This is a genomic window from Streptomyces sp. NPDC054770, assembly GCF_053611985.1.
In genome coordinates, this window is record NZ_JBSHBL010000045.1 from 1 (window position 1) to 20,813 (window position 20,813).

Below are 20,813 nucleotides of genomic sequence, written 5' to 3' on the forward strand. Positions count from 1 at the left end.
TGGGGGTGGAGCTCCCCGTACCGGGGCGGTCGAAGGTGGCCAACCCCCTGGTGTGCCGGGTCGGGTTGGGGCGGTGGGGGCTAGAAAACCCCCGCCCGCCCCCACCGCCCCCGCTCACATCCGCGACACGTTCCGCTCGTACACCAACCGCAGCCCCACCAGCGTCAGCCACGGCTCATGCTCGTCGATCACCGACGACTCCCCGAGCACCATCGGCGCCAGCCCACCCGTCGCGATCACCGTCACATCGTCCGGATCGTCCGCCAGCTCCCGCGCCATCCGCCCGACCACCCCGTCGACCTGCCCGGCGAACCCGTACACGATGCCCGCCTGCATGGCCTCCACCGTGTTCTTCCCGATCACACTCCGCGGCCGTGCCACCTCGATCTTCCGCAGCTGCGCGCCCTTGACGCCCAGCGCCTCCACGGAGATCTCGATACCGGGCGCGATCACACCCCCGACGTACTCCCCGCGCGCGGACACCGCGTCGAAGGTCGTGGCCGTCCCGAAGTCGACGACGATCGCGGGCCCGCCGTACAGCTCGACGGCGGCGACCGCGTTGATGATCCGGTCGGCGCCGACCTCCTTGGGGTTGTCGGTGAGGATCGGCACCCCGGTCTTCACCCCCGGCTCCACCAGCACGGCCGGCACGTCGCCGTAGTAGCGCCGGGTGACCTCGCGCAGCTCGTGCAGCACGCTCGGCACGGTCGCGCAGATCGCGATCCCGTCGATGCCGTCGCCGAGCTCGTCGCCGAGCAGCGGGTGCATGCCCATCAGGCCCTGGAGGAGCACCGCCAGCTCGTCGGCGGTACGGCGGGCGTCCGTCGAGATGCGCCAGTGCTCGACGATGTCCTCGCCGTCGAAGAGGCCGAGGACGGTGTGGGTGTTGCCGACGTCGATCGTGAGGAGCATGGGGTCACTCCGCCTCGCGCAGATCCAGGCCGATGTCCAGGATCGGCGAGGAGTGGGTGAGGGCGCCGACGGCCAGGAAGTCCACGCCGGTGTCGGCGTACGCCCGGGCGTTGTCCAGCGTGAGCCGCCCGGACGCCTCCAGGAGCGCGCGCCCGCCGACGATGGCGACGGCCTCCTCGCACTCCCCCGGCGTGAAGTTGTCCAGCAGGATCAGGTCGGCGCCCGCGTCGACGACCTCGCGCAGCTGGTGCAGGGTGTCGACCTCGACCTCGATCGCCAGCTCCGGGAATGCCTCGCGGACGGCCTTGAAGGCCTGGGCGACGCCGCCGGCGGCGACCACGTGGTTGTCCTTGACCAGGGCCGCGTCGGAGAGCGACATGCGGTGGTTGACGCCGCCGCCGCTGCGCACCGCGAACTTCTCCAGGGAGCGCAGCCCCGGGGTGGTCTTGCGGGTGTCGCGCACGCGCGTGGTGGTGCCCTCCAGCTCGTCCGCCCACGCGCGCGTGGCGGTCGCGATGCCGGAGAGGCGGTTCAGGATGTTGAGCGCGCTGCGCTCGGCGGTGAGCAGGTCGCGGGTACGGGTGGTGATCGACAGCAGCTTCTGCCCGGCCTCGACCCGGTCGCCGTCCTCGACGTGCCGCTCGACCTCGAACTCGTCGGTGCAGACCACGGAGACCACGGCCTCGGCGACCCTGAGGCCCGCGACCACACCGGCCTCGCGTGCGACGAAGTCGCCGGTGGCCACGGCCTCCTCGGGGATCGTCGCGACGGTCGTCACGTCCACGCCGTTGTCCAGGTCCTCCTGGACGGCCACGTTGGCGATGTCCTCGACCTCGATCGGGTCGAGTCCAGCGGCGGCCAGCAGTTCGGCGAGCGCGGGGTCGAGCCCGCACTCCAGGTACTCCTCGCCGCCCTCGGCGCCACAGGCACAGCCGTCGCCGCAGCCGCCGCCGTCGGCGAGGGGAAGGTCGTTGGTGCTCACGTCTGTCACTGCTCCTGGTGTGGCTGGTGCGGCCGGGTAGGGGGGAAGTCTGCGGTGTCGGTGGTGCCCACGGCCAGCGTCCGGTCGGGATTCAGCCGTACGACGATGTGGCGTGCCCAGCGGGCGTCGTCGCGGTCGGCGTGGTCCTCGCGCCAGTGGCAGCCGCGGGTCTCCTCGCGGCGGCGGGCCGCCTCGACGAGCACGCGCGCGACGCACAGGAGGTTGGTGGCCTCCCAGGTGTCGACGCCGGGCTCGGCGGTCTTGCCGTTCTCGTCGAGGGCGTCGCGGGCGTCCGTGTGCAGCCGCTGGAGCTGTCCGGCGGCCCTGGCGAGGGACTCCTCGGAGCGCAGCACGCCGGCGCCCTCGGTCATGATCCGCTGGATGGCGAAGCGGGCCTCGGGGGCGAGCAGCGGGTGCGCGGGCTTCTCGGGGTGCGGGACCGGTGCGGGCACGCGCGCGTGCAGGCCGTGCTCCGCGCGGGCCCCGGTGATGTCGGCGGCGATGCGCTCGGCGTAGACGAGGCCTTCGAGCAGGGAGTTGGAGGCGAGCCGGTTCGCGCCGTGCACGCCGGTGCACGCGACCTCGCCGCACGCGTAGAGCCCGGGGACGGTCGTACGCCCCCGCGCGTCGGTGCGCACGCCCCCGGAGGCGTAGTGGGCGGCCGGTGCTATCGGGATGGGCTCGGTGACCGGGTCGATGCCGTTGGACCGGCAGGCGGCCAGGATGGTCGGGAAGCGGTGCTCCCACATGTCGGCGCCGAAGTGCCGGGCGTCGAGGTACATGTGCTCGGCGTCCTGCTCCTGCATGCGCCGCATGATGCCCTTGGCGACGATGTCCCGGGGCGCCAGCTCGGCCAGTTCGTGCTGTCCCACCATGAAGCGCGTGCCGTCCGCGTCGACCAGGTACGCGCCCTCGCCGCGCACCGCCTCGGAGACCAGCGGCTGCTGGCCCTCCGCGTCCGGGCCGAGGAAGAGCACGGTCGGGTGGAACTGCACGAATTCGAGGTCGCTGACCTCGGCGCCGGCGCGCAGGGCCAGTGCCACGCCGTCGCCGGTCGACACCGACGGGTTGGTGGTCGCGGAGAACACCTGGCCCATGCCGCCGGTCGCGAGGACGACCGCGGGGGCGTGCACGGCGCCCACGCCGTCGTGCTGGCCCTCGCCCATGACGTGCAGGGTGACACCGGCCGTACGGCCCTCGGCGTCGGTCAGCAGGTCCAGGACGAGCGCGTTCTCGATGGCGCGCAGCCCACGCGCGCGTACCGCTTCCACGAGGGCCCGGGAGACCTCGGCGCCGGTGGCGTCGCCGCCCGCGTGCGCGATCCGGCGCCGGTGGTGGCCGCCCTCGCGGGTGAGGTCGAGGCCGCCCTCGGAGGACTCGTCGAAGATCGCACCGGTGTCGATGAGCCGCCGTACCGCGCCGGGGCCCTCGGTGACGAGGATCCGTACCGCGTCCTCGTCGCAGAGACCGGCGCCGGCCACCAGGGTGTCGCCGAGGTGCTGTTCGGGGGTGTCGCCCTCGCCGAGGGCCGCGGCGATGCCGCCCTGCGCCCAGCGCGTGGAGCCGTCGTCCAGGCGGGCCTTGGTGACGACGACCGTGCTGAGCCCGGCGGCCTGGCAGCGCAGGGCGGCGGTCAGGCCGGCCACCCCGGACCCGACGACGACCACGTCCGCCGAGATGCTCCACCCGGGGGCGGGCGCGTGCAGTCGTATGCCGGTGCTGGTGCCTGTGCTGCTGGTGCCTGTGCTGGTCACGAGGCGGCTCCGAGGGTTCCGAAGGTGAGCGGGAGGTTGTCGATCAGCCGGGTCGTCCCGACCCGGGCGGCGACGGCGAGGACGGCCTCTCCGGTGAAGTCGTCGTCGATCTCGGTGAAGTCGGAGGGGTCGACCAGGGCGAGGTAGTCCAGTTCGAGCGGCGGGTCGTAGTGGGCGGCCTCGTCCAGGACCTGGCGGGCGGCCGCGCGGATCGCCGCGGCGGCGTTCGGCACGGCCTTGGCGACGGCGTGCGCGTCGGCGGCCGCGCGGGATTCACCTATGGCGCTGAGCGCCTCGGCGCGCGCCCGCGTGGACGGCACCTCGAGCGCCCGCGCGCGCAGCGCCTCCTGTGCGGCGTGCCGGTCGGCACCGGCGAACAGGGCGCGGGACAGCGCGAGCGCCGTGCGCCGGTCGTCGGCCGACAGGTAGCGGTTGCGGCTGGACAGCGCGAGCCCGTCGGTCTCGCGCACGGTCGGTACGCCGACGATCTCGATGCCGAAGTTCAGGTCGCGCACCATGCGCCGGATCACGGCCAGCTGCTGGGCGTCCTTCTGCCCGAACAGGGCCACGTCGGGGCGGGTGAGGTGCAGCAGCTTGGCGACGACGGTGAGGACGCCGTCGAAGTGCCCGGGGCGGGAGGCGCCCTCCAGGAGCGTGCCCATCGGCCCCGCGGTGACCCGCACCTGGGGCTGGCCGCCCGGGTAGACCTCGTCGGCCGACGGGGCGAACACGGCGTCCGCGCCCGCCTGTTCCGCGATCTTCAGGTCGGCTTCCAGGGTGCGCGGGTAGCGGTCGAGGTCCTCGCCGGCGCCGAACTGGAGCGGGTTGACGAAGACGGTGACGACGACCTCGCCGTCCGGGCCCGCGATCTCGCGTGCGGCGCGGACCAGGGTGGCGTGGCCCTCGTGCAGGGCGCCCATGGTCATCACGACGGCCCGGCGGCCGTGTCGCACGCGCGCGTGCAGTTCCTCGGCGGTGCGCAGCAGGGCGGTGCTCATCGGGGGTTCCCCTCGGTGCCGTTGGTGCCGGTCGTGCCGTCGCCGCCGCCCGCACCGCCCGCGCTGTTCGCGAGGACGCCGAGCAGGTCCTCGGCGAGCTCCGGCTTCAGCAGGCCGTGCGCGAGCGCCCGGTCGGCCGTCGCGCGGGCCATCGCCAGGTAGCCGTCGACGGCCTGCGGGGCGTGCCTGCGCAACTCGGTGACGTGCGCGGCGACGGTGCCCGCGTCCCCGCGCGCGACCGGCCCGGTCAGCGCCGCGTCGCCGGAGCGCAGGGCGTTGTCCAGGGCGGCGCCGAGCAGCGGGCCGAGCATCCGGTCCGGGGCCTCGACACCGGCGGTGCGCAGCAGCTCCATGGACTGGGCGACCAGGGTGACCAGGTGGTTGGCGCCCAGGGCGAGGGCCGCGTGGTAGAGCGGGCGGTTCTCCTCGGAGATCCACTCCGGCTCGCCGCCCATCTCGATGACCAGGGCCTCGGCGGCCAGCCGCAGCTCCTCGGGCGCGGTCACCCCGAACGAGCAGCCCGCCAGCCGCTGCACGTCCACCGGCGTCCCGGTGAAGGTCATCGCCGGGTGCAGGGCCAGCGGCAGCGCGCCCGCGCGCAGGGCCGGGTCCAGGACCTTCGCGCCGTACCGCCCGGAGGTGTGCACGAGCAGCTGGCCGGGTCGTACGGCACCGGTCTCGGCGAGGCCGGCGACCAGGCCGGACAGGGCGTCGTCGGGGACGGTCAGCAGGACCAGGTCGGCGCGCCGCAGGACCTCGGCGGGGGGTACCAGCGGGACGTCGGGCAGCATCGCCTCGGCGCGCCGCCGGGAGGCGTCGGAGACCCCGGAGACGGCCACCGGGCGGTGCCCGGCGAGTTGCAGGGACGCGGCCAGCGCGGGGCCCACCCGGCCGGCGCCGACGACACCGACGGTGAGCCGCGCGGGACGGTCGCCGGGGTCTGGCTGTTGGACTGTACTCACGCGAGAGTGGCCTTCCCGTTCCAGTCCGCTCTGGGTACCGGACGATTTCTCGTCATGTTAACGCTATCCGGTCCGGGCCCGATCGGTTGTCCACAGGCTGTGGGTTACCGGTCACACCTGCGGCACGGAAAATGCCAGGCACCCGGTCGACGCGCCACGGCATCATCCACGGCATGACTGATACGGCGACGGCCCAGGACGAGCAGCCCACAGAACCTCTGCCGACGGAACCTCTGCCGGCCGAAGAACAGATGCGGGAGCGACGCGCCGCCGCCTACCGGCAGGCCACCCGCGTCCTCGCACGCATGGGAATGCGGGCCTCGCTCCGCGAACGGCTCGCGCGGCTCCAGGAGGCGGCACCCGAGGTGTACGACCTGGACGAATCGTCGGACATCTACGGCAACGGCGTCGTCGAGGCCGTGGAACGGCGCGTCGCGTCGCTGCTGGGCACGGAGGCCGCCGCGTTCTTCCCGACCGGCACGATGGCGCAGCAGGTCGCCCTGCGCTGCTGGGCGGCCCGGACCGGCAACCCCACGGTCGCCCTGCACGCTCTCGCCCACCCCGAGGTGCACGAACGCAACGCCTTCCGCGAGGTGGCCGGCCTGCGCACGGTCCGCGTCACCGGCGAGCCCCGGCTCCCGACCGCCCAGGAGATACGCGACTTCGCGGAGCCCTTCGGGACGCTGATGCTGGAGCTGCCCCTCAGGGACGCCGGTTTCGTCCTGCCCACCTGGGAGGAGCTCACGGAGCTGGTGGAGGCGGCGCGGGAGCGTGACGCGGTGGTGCACTTCGACGGCGCGCGCCTGTGGGAGTCCACCGTGCACTTCGGACGCCCCCTGCCGGAGATCGCGGACCTGGCGGACAGCGTCTACGTGTCGTTCTACAAGTCCCTCGACGGATTCGGCGGCGCCGCGCTGGCCGGCCCGAAGCCCCTGATCGAGGAGGCGAAGACCTGGCGCCACCGCTACGGCGGCATGATCTTCCAGCAGTTCCCGACGGCGCTCGCGGCCTTGATCGGCCTGGAGCGCGAGCTGCCCCGCCTCCCGGACTACGTCCGCCACGCGCGCGTGGTCGCCGCGGCGCTGCGCGAAGGCTTCGCCGAGTCAGGCCTCCCCTGGACCCGCATCCACCCCGAGGAACCGCACACCCACCAGTTCCAGCTCTGGCTGCCGTACGACGCCGACGTCCTGCTGGAGGCGGCGGTACGCCAGGCCGAGGAGACCGGCACCTACCTCTTCACCGGCTTCTGGGAGCCGAAGGGCCCGGGCCTGTCGATGACGGAGGTGACGGTAGCGGAGGCGGGCCTGGAGTGGACGGCGCAGGACGTGAAGGCGGCGGTCGCGGACTTCGCCGGACGACTGCTGGAAGGCCCCGCCTCTGGAGGGCCCCACCTCTGAAGCGCCCCGCTCTGAAGCGCCCCGTCAGGGGCGCGGGGAACTGCGCGAGCAACCGAACACAACCCGCACCCGCCCACAGCAGGCACCCGGCACCCCAATAGGCGCCCGGCCCCCCTCAGACGTCAGCCGTGTCCGCCCCCCGCCCGCACCAGCCCGGTCTCGTAGGCCAGCACAACCACCTGCACGCGGTCCCGCAGCCCGAGCTTGGTCAGGATGCGGCCCACATGGGTCTTCACGGTCGCCTCGGACAGCACGAGCCGGCTCGCGATCTCGCCGTTCGACAGGCCCTGCGCGACCAGCACCATCACCTCGCGCTCACGGTCGGTGAGCCGGTCCAGTTCCTGGTGCCGGGGCTCCTTGCCGGCGGAGGGCAGCATCGGCGCGAAGCGGTCGAGGAGGCGCCGGGTGGTGGAGGGCGCGACGACGGCGTCGCCGCTGTGCACGGAGCGGATGGCGGCCAGCAGCTCGCCCGGGGGCACGTCCTTGAGCATGAAGCCGGAGGCGCCCGCCTTCAGTCCCGAGAAGGCGTACTCGTCGAGGTCGAAGGTGGTCAGGATGAGCACCTTGGGCGCATCGGGCTCCGCGCAGATGCGCCGGGTGGTCTCCACGCCGTCCAGTTTGGGCATGCGCACGTCCATCAGGACGACGTCCACGGCGGTGGCCTTCAGCACCTGGAGGGCCTCGACGCCGTCGCCCGCCTCCGCGACGACCTCCATGTCCGGCTGGGCCGCAAGCACCATCCGGAACCCGGTGCGCAGCAGCACCTGGTCGTCGACGAGCATCACGCGGATCGTCATCGGGTCCTCTTCCGTTTCCGTTTCTTGTTCGGGCGTTCACCCCCGGGGCGTGACAGGTGTCAACACGGGGCGTGCGTCAGTGTCAATGCGCCGGTTTGAGCGGCAGCAGGGCACTGATGCGGAATCCTCCGCCAGGCCGGGGGCCCGCGTCGAGGGTGCCGCCCACCATGCCGACCCGTTCGCGCATGCCGATCAGGCCGTGTCCCTGGCCGTCGGCGCCGCCGTCCTCGTACATCTCGTGCGGGGCGCCCTTGCCGTCGTCCTCGACCAGCAGGCCGAGTCCGTCGTCGAAGTAGACCAGCCGCACGCTGGCGCCCGTGTTGGGGCCGCCGTGCTTGCGGGTGTTGGTGAGCGCCTCCTGCACGATCCGGTACGCCGTGAGCTCGACGCCGCTGGGCAGCGGGCGCGGGGTGCCCTCGACCTTGAAGTCGACGGGCAGGCCGGAGCTGCGGCACTGCTCGACGAGGTCGTCGATCTGCTCGACGTCGGGCTGCGGAACGTACTCGCCGACCTCCTTGTGCTCGCCGGTGCGCAGCACGCCCAGCAGGCGGCGCATCTCGGCGAGGGCCTGGCGGCCGGTGGAGGAGATCGTCTCCAGGGCCTTCTTCGCCTGGTCGGGGGCGGCGTCGAGGACGTAGGCGGCACCGTCGGCCTGGACCACCATCACCGACACGTTGTGCGCGACCACGTCGTGCAGCTCACGGGCGATCCGGGCGCGCTCGGCGGCGACCGCGACCTTGGCCTGCGCCTCGCGCTCCTTCTCCAGCCGGGCGGCACGCTCCTCCAGCTGCGCGAAGTAGGCGCGGCGGGTGCGCATGGAGTCACCGAGCACCCAGGCGAGCACGAACGGCACCGTCTGGAACAGCACGATCGCGATGTGCCCCGGGAAACTCGCCTCGTCCTGCGGCCACCGGATCTCCGCCAGGGGCGCCGCGCACAGCCCGGCGTAGAGGCCGAACCGGGACGCCCAGCGCGCGCCGACCGCGGCGTTCGTGCAGACGATCACCAGCATGGCGAAGTTGGCGACGGTCGTCTCCACGTCCAGCACCAGCTGGACCAGGCCGGTGGCCGCGGCCAGCAGCAGCATCGGCTCCGGGAAACGGCGGCGCAGCGCGACGACGACGCTCATCACTACGGACACGGCCAGCATGGCGCCCCTGGATCCGTGGTGCCCCTGATCCCCGTCGAGCTTCCAGGTGCTCGCGCCGGAGATCCCGAGCAGGACGACGGCCCAGAAGCTGTCGACCCATGTCGGGTGCCTGCGGAGGAAGTCATAGAGGCGCTGCACGTAACCCAGAGTAGGGAAGCGTGATAGGTGCAGGGGTCAACCGGAGGGCCGATCCCTGTTCCGCACGTGTACTCCGCAAGGTGGAGAAGGTGATCACCTGTACGCCTAGTCTGGCCAGGTGACGGATGAGGCGACGCGTGAGACGGCCGAGGACGCCCGTGGCTGGTGTGCGGCCACCGAGGCGGCCCTGTACGGCCCCGGCGGCTTCTACCGCCGCCCGGAGGGCCCGGCCGGGCACTTCCGTACGTCGGTGCACGCCTCGCGGCTGTTCGCCGAGGCCGTGGCCGAACTGCTGTGCCGGGTCGACGAGGCCCTGGGCAGCCCCGGGACGCTGGACTTCGTCGACATGGGCGCCGGCCGGGGCGAGCTGGTCACCGGCGTGCTCGCCGTCCTGCCCGCCGACGTGGCGGCACGCACGCGTGCGTACGCCGTCGAGCTCGCCGACCGGCCGCCGGGCCTTCCCGACCGGATCACCTGGCTGACCGAACTCCCGCGCACGGTCACCGGCCTGCTCTTCGCCAACGAATGGCTGGACAACGTACCGGTCGAGGTCGCCGAGGTGGACGCGGCCGGAGTGCCCCGGCTGGTGCGGGTCCGGCGGGACGGCACGGAGCTGCTCGGCGAGCGTGTCTCGGGCGCGGACGCGGAGTGGCTCGCCCGGTGGTGGCCGCTGGGTACCGAGCCGGGGCTGCGCGCGGAGATCGGGCTGCCCCGGGACCGGGCGTGGGCGTCCGCCGCCGCCTCCGTCCAGCGGGGGCTCGCGGTGGCCGTGGACTACGCGCACACCTCGCACGCGCGTCCCCCGTTCGGGACGCTCACCGGCTTCCGTGAGGGGCGGGCGACGGCCCCCGTGCCGGACGGGTCGTGCGACATCACGGCGCACGTCGCCCTGGACGCGTGCGCGGCGCTCGATCCGGCGCTCCGGCTGCCCGAGGCGTTCCTGTGCACCCAGCGCACCGCCCTGCGCGCCCTGGGCCTGATCGGCGCCCGCCCCCCGCTCACGCTCGCCTCCACGCACCCCGCCGGCTACGTGCGCGCCCTCTCGATCGCCGGAGAGGCCGCCGAACTGACCGCCGCCGGCGGCCTGGGCGACTTCGGCTGGCTGCTGCAGCCTGTGGGCATCGAGAACCCGCTGCTCTAGCCGGCCGGGCACCCGGGGAGAATGTGCTGCGCCGGCCCGCCGGGCGCCCCGCGCCCACTGGTCTCCGGCCCTACTTGTCGATGTCCCCCACCACGAAGAACATCGACCCGAGGATCGCGACCATGTCCGCCACCAGCGTCCCCGGCAGCAGTTCGGTCAGGGCCTGGATGTTGTTGTACGACGCCGAACGCAGCTTCAGCCGGTACGGGGTCTTCTCGCCCTTGCTGACGAGGTAGTAGCCGTTGATGCCGAGCGGGTTCTCGGTCCAGGCGTAGGTGTGGCCCTCGGGTGCCTTGAGGACCTTGGGGAGCCGCTGGTTGATCGGTCCCGGCGGCAGGTCGGCGATCCGGTCCAGGCAGGCGTCGGCCAGGTCCAGGGCGTTGTGGGTCTGCGCCAGGAGGCACTCGAAGCGGGCCAGGCAGTCGCCCTCGGTCCGGGTGACCACCTCGAGCGTGTCCTGGAGCTCGCCGTAGGCGAGGTAGGGCTCGTCGCGGCGCAGGTCGAAGTCGACGCCCGAGGCGCGCGCGATGGGCCCGCTCACGCCGTACGCGTGCACGGCCTCCGGCGCGAGGGCGCCCACGCCCCGGGTGCGGCCGCGGAAGATCTCGTTGCCGAGGACCAGGTCGTCGAAGACGTCCATGCGGGAGCGCACCGCGGACACGGCCGCACGCGCGCGTGCGGTCCAGCCGGCCGGCAGGTCCTCCTTGAGGCCGCCGACGCGGTTGAACATGTAGTGCATGCGCCCGCCGGAGACCTCCTCCATGACGTTCTGGAGGACCTCGCGCTCGGTGAACGCGTAGAAGACCGGGGTGATCCCGCCGAGCTCCAGCGGGTAGGAGCCGAGGAACATCAGGTGGTTGAGGACCCGGTTCAGTTCGGCGAGCAGGGTGCGCGTCCACACCGCGCGGACCGGCACCTCCATGCCGAGCATCCGCTCCACGGCGAGGACCACGCCCAGCTCGTTGGAGAAGGCCGACAGCCAGTCGTGGCGGTTGGCGAGCATGATGATCTGCCGGTAGTCGCGGGCCTCGAAGAGCTTCTCCGCGCCCCGGTGCATGTAGCCGATCACCGGCTCCGCGGAGACGATCCGCTCACCGTCCAGGACGAGCCGCAGCCGCAGCACGCCGTGCGTGGCGGGGTGCTGGGGGCCGATGTTGAGCACCATGTCGGTGCTCTCGGCGGCGCCGCCGATCCCGACCGTCGTCTCCGTCGTAGGCGTCATGGACCCAGTCTCCCCTACGTACGCTGGCCCTATGGAGACGGGGAGCGCGGCCGGCGCCGAGACGACGGGGACCGAGCCGCTGTGGACGGGGCTGCCGCCGGGACTGCTGCGGATGCGCAGGCTGCTGCTGGTGGTGTGGCTGGGGCTGCTCGCACTGGCCGCGGGAGTGCTGCCGGGCCTGTTCGCGGGCCCGGAGTGGGCGGCCTTCGCGCTGCTGCCGCTGGCCGCGCTGGCCTGGGGCTGGGTGCTGCTGGGCCGCAACTGGCGCTCCTGGCGGTACGCCGAGCGCGCCGACGACCTGCTGATCACCCGCGGGGTGCTGTGGCGCGAGGAGACCGTGGTGCCGTACGGGCGGATGCAGCTGGTGGAGGTGACGTCCGGGCCCGTCGAGCGGTATTTCGGGCTCGCCAGCGTGCAGCTGCACACCGCGGCCGCGGCCACCGACGCGACGATCCCCGGGCTCGACCCGGCCGAGGCGGAACGCCTGCGCGACCGGCTGACCGAGCTCGGCGGGGCCCGATCGGCGGGACTGTGACCGCGCCGGGCGTCGAGGGCGCCATACGCGCGGGCAAGGCGGCGGGCGAGCGGCGCCTGCATCCGGTGACGCCGTTCCGGCGGGCGTGGGCGCCGGTCGCGGTGCTCACCGGCTGGGCGGTGCACGACCCGAACCAGGCGCAGGAGCAGCTCACCAAGCTGACCACGACCATGGTCCTGGGCGGGCTTGCCGTCCTGGTCACGGCGGGGGCCCTGTACGGCTTCCTCACCTGGTGGTTCACCTACTTCTCGGTGACCGACAGCGAACTGCGGATACGCACCGGCCTGCTGTTCCGGCGCACCGCGCACATCCGGCTGGAGCGGATCCAGGCCGTCGACGTCACGCAGCCGCTCCTCGCGCGCGTGGCGGGCGTCGCCAAGCTGCGCATAGACGTCGTCGGAACCGACAAGAAGGACGAACTGGCCTTCCTGGGGCAGGGCGAGGCGCGGGCGCTCCGCGCGGAACTGCTCGCGCGCGCCGCCGGGTTCGCGCCCGAGACGGCGCGCGAGGTCGGCGAGGCACCGGCGCACGAGCTGATGCGCGTGCCCCCGAACAAGCTCGCGATCTCGATCCTGCTGACCGGCGCCACCTGGGGCTCGCTGGCCGCCGCCCTCGTCGCCCCGCCGTTCCTCTGGGTGGCCACGCACAGCGTGTGGACGGTCCTGGCCACCGCGGTGCCGCTGCTCGGCGCGGCGGCCACCACCAGTGTGGGGCGGTTCGTCGGGGAGTACGACTGGACGGTCGGGGAGTCCCCGGACGGGCTGCGCATCGACCACGGGCTCCTGGACCGCACGCACGAGACGGTGCCGCCGGGTCGGGTGCAGACGGTGCGGATCGTGGAGCCGCTGCTGTGGCGGCCGATGCGCTGGGTGCGGGTGGAGCTGGACGTGGCCGGGTCGGCGAACTCCGTGCTGGTCCCGGTCGCCCCGCGCGCGGTCGCCGAGTCGGTGGTCGCGCGCGTGCTGCCCGGTGTGAACGTCCCCGGCGAACTGCTGCGGCCACCGGGGCGGGCCCGGTGGTGCCGGCCGCTGTGGTGGCACGGGTACGGGCTCGCGGTCACGGACGCGGTGTTCGCGGCGCGGCACGGGCTGCTGCGCCGGCACCTCGCGCTCGTCCCGCACGCCAAGGTCCAGAGCGTACGGCTGACCCAGGGGCCCTGGGGGCGGCTGTGGCGGCTCGCGGACGTTCATGTGGACACGGGAGCCAACAAGACCGTGACGACCCGTCTGCGGGGCGCCGAGGAGGCCGCGGGCCTGCTGCGCGAGCAGGCCGAGCGCTCACGGACGGGGCGCCGGTCGGCCCGCCCGGACCGCTGGATGGCCTGACGGCCGAACCGGTCGGTGGTCGGGTGGAAAGAGGGTGCTGCCGTGAGCGCCCCTTCAGGGGCGCGGGGAACTGCGCGACCAGCCACGATGGCGCGGCACCCGACCACCCACCGACCGTCCCCGGCTCAGAATCGCCACGTGTTCAGGATGCGGCGCTGCGCAGGCCGCCGAGGTTGATCTGCTCGGTCTCGTCGTGCGCGGTCAGGTCGATGACCTGGCCGACGCCCCGCGCCTGCGCGTCGGCGGGCTTGAACTCGGCCTCGGACTCGGCCTTGTGGAGCGCGAGCGCCTCCTGGCCCACGACGTCCGCGAGGTCCTCGTTGTGCACGGTGTCCAGCTCGCCGGCCGACGAGCCCTTCTGGGTGCCGAAGAAGTCGAAGCCGCCGGTGACCAGCGGGCGCGGGATCGGCGCGGCCGGCAGGACCGCCACCGCGGTCGGCACCGTGAAGTGCCCCGAAGGCTTCACGGAGTTGGCGGACGGAGCCGTCGCGGGGTGGGCGTCGTGCTCCGCGGGCACCGGGGTGGTGTCCGCCTCCGCCGGCGCCTGGGTGGTCTCCTGCTCCGCCGGTGCCGGGGCGATGTCCTCGTCCTCCTCCGGCCCGGCGGTGGTGACGGCGGCCGCGCGCGCGTGCCCGTCGGCCGCCTCGGGCTGCCCCTCCGCCTCGTCCTCCGGCGCGCTCTCGCCCTTCGGGGCCGCGGGCTCGGCGGCCGTCTCCGCCATATCCTCGCCGTCCGCGCCGGCCTCGGCCGCCGGGGCGTCCTTCTCGTCGAACCGGGCCAATGCCACCTTGGCCCGCAGGAACAGCTTGGAACCCTCCGGCGAGAAGACCGCGGGAACCGTCTCCTCGACCGTCAGCCCGTCGGTCTTCTCCGCGGCGCCCGCCGCGGCCTCGTCCGCCTCGTCCGCACTCCCGGCGGCCGGGAGCTCGTTCGACGGCGCGGTGGCCTCGATCTCCAGCAGCCGGCGGCCCTCCAGGGCGCTCGCGCGCTCGGTCTCGGCCGTGGCGTAGCGGCGCAGCAGGGACGCGTGCTCGTTGCGCAGCCCCGCCAGCTCCGCCCGCTTCGCGCGCAGCCGCTGCTCCAGCTTGGCGCGCAGCTCCCGCGACTCCTCCAGGTCGGTCTCCAGCTCGGCGATCCGCTCCTCGTGGCGCCACTCGTCGCTCGCACGCGCGCGTGACAGGTCGGCCACCTGCTTGCCCGCGTCGGTGTCCCAGCGCCGCATGACGGCGGCACCGACGGCAGCGGTGGCCGCGGCTATCGCGGCCAGGGTGCGCAGCACCGTCGGTTGGGAGAACAACCAGGGGCCCAAGGCGCAGACGAGGGAGACACCGGCGATCGCCGAAGGAGGCAACAGCCTGTGCAAAGGCGGGGAATGACGGTGGCGTCCACGTGGCATGGCCAGAAACTTACCGCGCGTAGGCGAATCGTGGTGCCCCGGGCCGTAAAAACACAGCGACAACGAAGTCTTTCCACGGTATCGGCAGGGCCAGGACTCAGCGGTCGCCCAATCGGCCGCTGAGCCACTCCAGCGTCGCGGGGATCTCGCGGCGCCAGGTATTGAAGTTGTGGCCGCCGCTGTCGAGGATGATCGACGAGATCCGGGTCAGCTTCGTGGCCTCCACGGACGCGATGAATTTCAGCGTGGCCTTGTAGTTGGTTTCTCCGACCTTGCTGCTCGTGACCAGCAGGGAGGTGTCCGGGGCGGGCTCGTGCCGCAGGAACCACCAGAGGTCCGCGCGGTTCTGGAGATTCCGGTCGCCCTGGAAGAGGTCACCGGTCGTGGGGTCCAGGGGCGCCTTGTAGGACGGGGAGAGCCCGGCACCGGCCGCGTACACGCCGGGGTGGTGCATCGCGAGCTTGAGCGCGCAGTAGCCGCCCGTCGAGTCGCCGACGATCCCCCAGCCGCCCGGCTTCCCGTTCCCGGCGGCCCGGTAGTGCGCGCGTACGGCGTCCGGCAGGTCCCTGGCGAAGAAGGTCTCGGTCTGCGGGCCGTGCGGGACGTCCACGCACTCGGTGTCCCGGGGCGGCGCGACGGTGGGCCGCAGCATCACCAGGATCGTCGGCCGCATCCGCCCGGCCCGGACCAGGTGCTGCTCCGTACGCGGGTAGTGCAGCTTGTCGACCAGCGCCCGCGCGGTGCCGGGATAGCCGCTGAGGACGACCACCACCGGGAACGTACGCGTGCGGTACTGCGGCTGGAAGTACTCCGGGGGCAGGTACACGTACGCGGGCGTGGCGATGTGGGTCGTACGTCCGACGATATCGACCTGCTGGACCTGACCGGCCGTCCGGGGCAGCGAGCCGCCCATGCCGTGCACCTCGGACGTGGACACCACCTGGACCGGGCCGCCGGCCGGGCCGCCCGCCGTGTGGTTGACGACGACGCCCTGGTCGGTTTCCGTGCCGAGCAGGTCGCCCCAGCTCGCGTAGAAACCGAAAGCCTGGTTGACGGCTATCCCCAGGCACGCGAAGAGCGCCAACTGAGTGGCCAGCAAAAGACCGACGCGGCCGCTGACGGCCCGTAGGCTGCGGCGCGCCAGCCGGGGCCATGACCACACCGTGCCTACGAACAGCAGTACGGCCAACAAGATCGTCAATGCCAGCATTTTGTCGCTCGTGAGACCCATGAGGTGTTACCTGCCTGCGCTTTCCCCCGCGGTCGTCGCCAGTTTCAGCGAGCCTTGCCCCGGGCTTTCCCTGGCCTTTGAACCGGCTTTCCGGTGAGGAGTGAACCTCTCCCCCCGAGACACCGTCCTAGAGGGCGCAATGTCGCCGGATGCCCGAATCGGGCCCGGATCCAAGGTCTCTCGCAGAACTACGGGATGCGATGTCTGTCAGGATAGATGGGGAAATGTCGGGCGAGGTTCCGAGCCGATCAGGCCGGGCGCGGCGCATAGTCCGCGGCCCGCGCCCTGAGGCCGTCCCCGCCCTGGTCGGCAGGGCGTGCGCGGTCGTAGGCGTCCTGGACATCGCGGCGGGCGTGTTCCCGCGCTTCCGTCACAGCCGTATGCACGCCATGGCCGAGGTACTGCCCGGCTCGCTCGGCCCGTTCGCCGCCGCGCTCTCGCTCAGCGTCGGCGTGCTGTTGCTGCTGCTCGCGCACGGGCTCAAGCGGCGCAAGCGCCGGGCGTGGCGGGCCGCGGTCGTCCTGCTGCCGGCCGGTGCCGTGTCGCAGTTCGTGTACCGGCACTCGGTCATCGGCGCGCTGATCTCGCTGGCGCTGTTCGTGCCGCTCGTGCTCCACCGCGACGAGTTCAAGGCGCTGCCCGACCCGCGCAGCCGCTGGCGGGCGCTCGCCAACTTCGTCCTCATGAGCGCCGGTTCCCTCGCGCTCGGGCTGATCATCGTCAGCGCCCACCCGAAGCGCACGATCGGCGACCCCAGCCTGGCCGACCGCATCACCCACGTCCTGTACGGCCTGTTCGGCTTCGAAGGCCCCGTCGACTACGAGGGCTCCACCTCCTGGACGGTGGCCTTCTCGCTCGGTGCCCTCGGCCTGATCACCGCGGTCACCACCATCTACCTCGCCTTCCGCCCCGAACACCCCGCCGCACACCTCACCGAGGAGGACGAGTCGCAGCTGCGCGCCCTCCTTGCGAAGCACGGCGCCCGCGACTCCCTCGGCCACTTCGCGCTCCGCCGCGACAAGGCGGTCGTCTTCTCGCCCAGCGGCAAGGCCGCGGTCACCTACCGCGTCGTCTCTGGCGTGATGCTCGCCAGCGGCGACCCCATCGGCGACGTCGAGGCCTGGCCCGGCGCCATCGAACGCTTCATGGACGAGGCCAAGGCCCACTCCTGGACCCCCGCCGTCATGGGCTGCTCGGAGACGGGCGGCGAGGTGTGGACCCGCGAGACCGGCCTGGACGCCCTCGAACTGGGCGACGAGGCGGTGGTGGACGTAGCGGATTTCTCGCTCGCCGGACGCGCGATGCGCAACGTGCGCCAGATGGTCAAGCGCATCGAGCGGGCCGGCTACGAAACCCGGGTACGGCGCATCCGTGACGTCGGCGAGGCCGAGCTGGACCGCATCCGCCGGGCGGCGGAGGACTGGCGCGGCACCGACACCGAGCGCGGCTTCTCCATGGCGCTCGGCCGCATCGGCGACCCCGCCGACGGCGACTGCCTGATCGCCACCGCCCACAAGGCCGACGAGACACCCGGCCCCTACGGCGACCTCAAGGCGATCCTGCACTTCGTGCCCTGGGGCACCGACGGGGTCTCGCTCGACCTGATGCGCCGCGACCGCGCGGCCGACCCCGGGATGAACGAACTGCTCATCGTGGCCGCCCTCCAGGCGTCCCCGAAGCTCGGCATCACCCGGATCTCGCTCAACTTCGCGATGTTCCGCTCGGCGCTCGCCCGCGGCGAGAAGATCGGCGCGGGCCCGGTGCTGCGCGCCTGGCGCGGACTGCTGGTGTTCCTGTCCCGCTGGTTCCAGATCGAGTCGCTGTACAAGTTCAACGCGAAGTTCCAGCCCCGCTGGGAGCCGCGCTTCGTGGTCTACCGGGCCTCCGGCGACCTGCCGCGCATCGGCCTCGCCGCCATGCAGGCCGAGGGCTTCGTCAGCCTCGCCCTGCCGCTGCCGCGCTTCCTGCGCCCTCGGCCGCCAGCCCCCCGCCCGTGCGCCCACAGCGTCGCCGAACAGGGTGTACGAGCGGCCTGACCCCGTGACCGGCCCGAGCGGACGCCCCTCCCCCTCCGGCCCGGGGGCGCCGCTCGGGCCACGGGAGCTGGCCCCGAGGCCCTGGGCCTACGCTGAACGTATGAGCAACCACAGCGGACGTGGCCAGGTGACAGGGCTTCCGGCATGGGACCGGTGCGCCGTCATGGGGGTCGTGAACGTCACCCCCGACTCCTTCTCCGACGGCGGCCGCTGGTTCGACACGACCGCCGCCGTCAAACACGGCCTCGTGCTCGTCGCCGAGGGCGCCGACCTGGTCGACGTCGGCGGCGAGTCCACCCGCCCGGGCGCCACCCGCGTCGACGAGGACGAGGAACTGCGCCGCGTCATCCCGGTGGTCCGCGGTCTCGCCGCCGAAGGCGTCGTCGTCTCGGTCGACACCATGCGCGCCTCCGTCGCCGCCCAGGCCCTCGCCGCCGGCGCCGCCCTCGTCAACGACGTCAGCGGCGGCCTCGCCGACCCCGACATGATCCCCGTCGTCGCCGACTCCGGCGCCCCCTTCGTCGTCATGCACTGGCGCGGCTTCATGGCGGCGGGCGGCAGCAACGTCAAGGGCGTGTACGACGACGTCGTCGGCGAAGTCCTCGACGAACTGCACGCGCGCGTGGACGCCGTCCTGGCCGGCGGCATCTCCCCCGACCGCATCGTGGTCGACCCCGGCCTCGGCTTCTCCAAGAACTCCGAGCACGACCTGGCGCTGCTCGCCCACCTCGACCGGCTGCACGCCCTGGGCCACCCGCTGCTCGTCGCCGCCTCCCGCAAGCGGTTCCTCGGCCGGGTCCTCGCCGGGCCCGAGGGGGCGCCTCCGCCGGCCCGGGAGCGCGACGCGGCGACGGCCGCCGTCTCCGCGCTCGCGGCGCACGCCGGCGCGTGGGCGGTGCGCGTGCACGAGGTGCGCGCCACGGCGGACGCGGTCCGGGTCGCGCGCGCCATAGAGGAGGCGCGCACCGGAGCGGACGCGCCGGGCACCCAGGCAGCGCAGGTCACCGAGGCCTCGCAGGTCAGCCAGGCCGCGCAGAACGCTTCCCGCCGCGCAGAAGGAGCCCGGTGAGCGCCCCCCATACGGACGTCGAGCAGGTCGAGGCGGCCAACACCGCCTTCTACGAGGCACTGGAGAACGGCGACTTCGAGACCGTCTCCTCCCTCTGGCTCACCCCCGCCGACCTGGGCGTCGACGAGGAGTACCACGACCCGGCCGACAGCGGTGTGATCTCCTGCGTGCACCCGGGCTGGCCGGTGCTGACCGGCCGCGGCGAGGTCCTGCGGTCGTACGCGCTGATCATGGCGAACACCGACTACATCCAGTTCTTCCTCACCGACGTGCATGTCTCCGTCACCGGCGACACCGCCCTGGTGACCTGCACGGAGAACATCCTCAGCGGCGGCCCGGCCCCCGAGGGCGGCCAGGAGCTCGGCCCGCTGGTCGGGCAGCTGGTCGTCGCCACCAACGTGTTCCGGCGCGCCCGGGACGGCTGGAAGCTCTGGTCCCACCACGCCTCCCCGGTGCTGTCCGAGACCGACGAGGACGAGGAGGAGGACACGCCCTCCTGAGCGCGGGACACCCCTCGTGGCCCCCGCACGGCCCCCTCGCGGACTAAGAGTGGCTGGAATCACGAACTCGCGAGTAGGTACGGCTACCGGCCCATGAGCCCCAAGGTTCTCCGGGGGAAACACGCGATGAACCCTGTCGCGCCCCGGCGGGCCCGCCCGCCCCGTACCCCGGCTCTGTCAGTGCCCGCAGGTAGATTCGTGTCCAGCCGGTCCGTCGCCCGCACGCGATGCCGCCCGGCCGCCGCACCGACGATTGCAGGAGTGATTCGCGTGGATCGTGTCGCGCTGCGCGGGCTGAGGGCCCGTGGGCACCACGGTGTCTTCCCCAAGGAGCGCGAGGAGGGCCAGACCTTCATCGTGGACCTCGTCCTCGGCCTGGACACCCGGCCGGCGGCCGCCGACGACGATCTGGCGAAGACCGTGCACTACGGCGTCGTGGCCGAGGAGGTCGTCGCCGTGGTCGAGGGGGAGCCGGTGAACCTGATCGAGACGCTCGCCGAGCGGATCGCCCGGGTCTGCCTCAAGCACGAGGGGGTAAGAGAGGTCGAAGTCCAGGTCCACAAGCCGGACGCGCCCATCACCGTCCCCTTCGACGACGTCACCGTCACCATCACCCGGAGCCGAGTATGACCGCATCCTCCCTGCGGGGTCCCAGCGACCCGACCGTACAGCCGGTGCCCGCCTCCGTCGTCGAGCAGGTCGACGCCGCCGACACCACGCTGTCCAACCCCAAACGAGCCGTGGTCGCCCTCGGCTCCAACCTCGGCAACCGCCTGGAGACCCTCCAGGGCGCCATCGACGCCCTGGAGGACACCCCTGGCGTCCGCATCAAGGCCGTGTCGCCGGTGTACGAGACGGAGCCGTGGGGCGTCGAGCCCGGCAGCCAGCCGACGTACTACAACGCGATCGTGGTGCTGAAGACCACCCTCCCGCCGTCCTCCCTGCTGGAGCGGGCGCACGCGGTGGAGGAGGCGTTCAACCGGGTGCGGGACGAGCACTGGGGCCCGCGCACCCTCGACGTCGACATCGTCGCCTACGCCGACGTCGTCTCCGACGACCCGCAGCTCACCCTCCCGCACCCGCGCGCCCACGAGCGCGCCTTCGTCCTCGCGCCCTGGTACGACATCGACCCCGAGGCCCTGCTGCCCGGCCGCGGCACGGTCGCGGAGCTGCTGACCGCCGTCACCCGGCACGGTGTGGAGGCACGCGGGGATCTGGAACTCCGACTGCCCGAGTAGTCGTTAAGGTCAAGACGACCACATCGCTGC

Annotated in this window: 19 protein-coding genes; 9 read left to right on the forward strand and 10 right to left on the reverse strand. The window is 73.0% G+C overall.

Features of this window, described 5'->3' with window-relative positions; translation table 11 throughout:
* Positions 1-114: 114 nt before the first annotated feature.
* From ACWGKQ_RS32145 to ACWGKQ_RS32165, 5 genes are read right to left on the reverse strand one after another with little or no spacing between them, the layout of a single operon-like run.
* Positions 115-912 (reverse strand): type III pantothenate kinase, encoded by a 798-nt coding sequence (locus ACWGKQ_RS32145; protein ID WP_189263137.1) that lies wholly within the window; start codon positions 910-912, stop codon positions 115-117.
* 4 nt (positions 913-916) lie between these two features.
* On the reverse strand, positions 917-1,894 hold the full coding sequence (gene nadC, locus ACWGKQ_RS32150; protein WP_453295521.1) for a carboxylating nicotinate-nucleotide diphosphorylase: 978 nt from the start codon (positions 1,892-1,894) through the stop codon (positions 917-919).
* Between the two features lie 5 nt (positions 1,895-1,899).
* Complete coding sequence (locus tag ACWGKQ_RS32155; RefSeq protein WP_453295522.1) at positions 1,900-3,648, reverse strand: L-aspartate oxidase; 1,749 nt, start codon at positions 3,646-3,648, stop codon at positions 1,900-1,902.
* Entirely contained in the window at positions 3,645-4,646 is a 1,002-nt protein-coding gene (panC, locus tag ACWGKQ_RS32160) for a pantoate--beta-alanine ligase (RefSeq protein WP_453295523.1), read from the reverse strand. The genes ACWGKQ_RS32155 and panC overlap by 4 nt, the downstream gene beginning before the upstream one ends.
* The gene (locus ACWGKQ_RS32165) at positions 4,643-5,608 is read right to left on the reverse strand and encodes a Rossmann-like and DUF2520 domain-containing protein (RefSeq protein ID WP_453295524.1); all 966 of its coding nucleotides are present in this window, start codon (positions 5,606-5,608) and stop codon (positions 4,643-4,645) included. Before ACWGKQ_RS32165 ends, panC begins: the two co-directional genes overlap by 4 nt.
* Positions 5,609-5,781: 173 nt before the next feature.
* Between ACWGKQ_RS32165 and ACWGKQ_RS32170 the strand changes: the two genes are divergently transcribed.
* On the forward strand, positions 5,782-7,005 hold the full coding sequence (locus ACWGKQ_RS32170) for a threonine aldolase family protein (RefSeq protein ID WP_453295525.1): 1,224 nt from the start codon (positions 5,782-5,784) through the stop codon (positions 7,003-7,005).
* 122 nt (positions 7,006-7,127) lie between these two features.
* Here ACWGKQ_RS32170 and ACWGKQ_RS32175 read toward each other — a convergent pair whose 3' ends face one another.
* Entirely contained in the window at positions 7,128-7,802 is a 675-nt protein-coding gene (locus ACWGKQ_RS32175) for a response regulator (protein ID WP_453295526.1), read from the reverse strand.
* An 82-nt stretch (positions 7,803-7,884) separates the two neighbouring features.
* Entirely contained in the window at positions 7,885-9,090 is a 1,206-nt protein-coding gene (locus tag ACWGKQ_RS32180; RefSeq protein WP_453295527.1) for a sensor histidine kinase, read from the reverse strand.
* 118 nt (positions 9,091-9,208) lie between these two features.
* Here ACWGKQ_RS32180 and ACWGKQ_RS32185 point away from each other — a divergent pair, with 118 nt between their 5' ends.
* Positions 9,209-10,231 carry an SAM-dependent methyltransferase gene (locus tag ACWGKQ_RS32185; protein WP_453295528.1) on the forward strand — a complete coding sequence of 341 codons (1,023 nt, stop codon included), beginning with the start codon at positions 9,209-9,211 and terminating at the stop codon, positions 10,229-10,231.
* A 70-nt stretch (positions 10,232-10,301) separates the two neighbouring features.
* Here the strand turns inward: ACWGKQ_RS32185 and ACWGKQ_RS32190 are convergent, their stop codons facing one another.
* Positions 10,302-11,453, reverse strand: coding sequence for an NADH-quinone oxidoreductase subunit D (locus tag ACWGKQ_RS32190; protein ID WP_453295529.1), 1,152 nt, complete (start codon positions 11,451-11,453; stop codon positions 10,302-10,304).
* Between the two features lie 31 nt (positions 11,454-11,484).
* On the opposite strand from ACWGKQ_RS32190, the gene ACWGKQ_RS32195 reads away from it, so the two are divergent.
* Complete coding sequence (locus ACWGKQ_RS32195) at positions 11,485-11,988, forward strand: PH domain-containing protein (RefSeq protein ID WP_453295530.1); 504 nt, start codon at positions 11,485-11,487, stop codon at positions 11,986-11,988.
* Complete coding sequence (locus ACWGKQ_RS32200) at positions 11,985-13,313, forward strand: PH domain-containing protein (protein ID WP_453295531.1); 1,329 nt, start codon at positions 11,985-11,987, stop codon at positions 13,311-13,313. Before ACWGKQ_RS32195 ends, ACWGKQ_RS32200 begins: the two co-directional genes overlap by 4 nt.
* Positions 13,314-13,455: 142 nt before the next feature.
* Here the strand turns inward: ACWGKQ_RS32200 and ACWGKQ_RS32205 are convergent, their stop codons facing one another.
* Both ACWGKQ_RS32205 and ACWGKQ_RS32210 read right to left on the reverse strand, forming a co-directional pair.
* Entirely contained in the window at positions 13,456-14,709 is a 1,254-nt protein-coding gene (locus ACWGKQ_RS32205; protein WP_453295532.1) for a hypothetical protein, read from the reverse strand.
* A gap of 97 nt (positions 14,710-14,806) precedes the next feature.
* Entirely contained in the window at positions 14,807-15,940 is a 1,134-nt protein-coding gene (locus ACWGKQ_RS32210; protein WP_453295533.1) for an alpha/beta hydrolase, read from the reverse strand.
* A 224-nt stretch (positions 15,941-16,164) separates the two neighbouring features.
* Between ACWGKQ_RS32210 and ACWGKQ_RS32215 the strand changes: the two genes are divergently transcribed.
* From ACWGKQ_RS32215 to folK, 5 genes are all read left to right on the forward strand, one after another.
* The gene (locus ACWGKQ_RS32215; protein ID WP_453295534.1) at positions 16,165-17,976 is read left to right on the forward strand and encodes a phosphatidylglycerol lysyltransferase domain-containing protein; all 1,812 of its coding nucleotides are present in this window, start codon (positions 16,165-16,167) and stop codon (positions 17,974-17,976) included.
* A 100-nt stretch (positions 17,977-18,076) separates the two neighbouring features.
* Positions 18,077-19,045: a dihydropteroate synthase gene (gene folP, locus ACWGKQ_RS32220; RefSeq protein ID WP_453295535.1), complete on the forward strand. Its 969-nt coding sequence runs from the start codon at positions 18,077-18,079 to the stop codon at positions 19,043-19,045.
* Positions 19,042-19,545: a nuclear transport factor 2 family protein gene (locus ACWGKQ_RS32225; RefSeq protein WP_453295536.1), complete on the forward strand. Its 504-nt coding sequence runs from the start codon at positions 19,042-19,044 to the stop codon at positions 19,543-19,545. Before folP ends, ACWGKQ_RS32225 begins: the two co-directional genes overlap by 4 nt.
* A 270-nt stretch (positions 19,546-19,815) precedes the next feature.
* Positions 19,816-20,175, forward strand: coding sequence for a dihydroneopterin aldolase (gene folB, locus ACWGKQ_RS32230; protein WP_453295537.1), 360 nt, complete (start codon positions 19,816-19,818; stop codon positions 20,173-20,175).
* Positions 20,172-20,783 carry a 2-amino-4-hydroxy-6-hydroxymethyldihydropteridine diphosphokinase gene (gene folK / locus ACWGKQ_RS32235; RefSeq protein ID WP_453295538.1) on the forward strand — a complete coding sequence of 204 codons (612 nt, stop codon included), beginning with the start codon at positions 20,172-20,174 and terminating at the stop codon, positions 20,781-20,783. The genes folB and folK overlap by 4 nt, the downstream gene beginning before the upstream one ends.
* Positions 20,784-20,813 lie beyond the last annotated feature (30 nt).

Bases quoted from the DNA above. Each gene is read 5' to 3' on its own strand.
- ACWGKQ_RS32175 (WP_453295526.1), bottom strand. From the start codon at position 7,802: ATGACGATCCGCGTGATGCTCGTCGACGACCAGGTGCTGCTGCGCACC.
- ACWGKQ_RS32210 (WP_453295533.1), bottom strand. From the start codon at position 15,940: ATGGGTCTCACGAGCGACAAAATGCTGGCATTGACGATCTTGTTGGCC.
- folP (WP_453295535.1), top strand. From the start codon at position 18,077: ATGAGCAACCACAGCGGACGTGGCCAGGTGACAGGGCTTCCGGCATGG.
- ACWGKQ_RS32205 (WP_453295532.1), bottom strand. From the start codon at position 14,709: ATGCCACGTGGACGCCACCGTCATTCCCCGCCTTTGCACAGGCTGTTG.
- ACWGKQ_RS32215 (WP_453295534.1), top strand. From the start codon at position 16,165: ATGTCGGGCGAGGTTCCGAGCCGATCAGGCCGGGCGCGGCGCATAGTC.
- panC (WP_453295523.1), bottom strand. From the start codon at position 4,646: ATGAGCACCGCCCTGCTGCGCACCGCCGAGGAACTGCACGCGCGCGTG.
- ACWGKQ_RS32195 (WP_453295530.1), top strand. From the start codon at position 11,485: ATGGAGACGGGGAGCGCGGCCGGCGCCGAGACGACGGGGACCGAGCCG.
- ACWGKQ_RS32170 (WP_453295525.1), top strand. From the start codon at position 5,782: ATGACTGATACGGCGACGGCCCAGGACGAGCAGCCCACAGAACCTCTG.
- folK (WP_453295538.1), top strand. From the start codon at position 20,172: ATGACCGCATCCTCCCTGCGGGGTCCCAGCGACCCGACCGTACAGCCG.
- ACWGKQ_RS32145 (WP_189263137.1), bottom strand. From the start codon at position 912: ATGCTCCTCACGATCGACGTCGGCAACACCCACACCGTCCTCGGCCTC.
- ACWGKQ_RS32190 (WP_453295529.1), bottom strand. From the start codon at position 11,453: ATGACGCCTACGACGGAGACGACGGTCGGGATCGGCGGCGCCGCCGAG.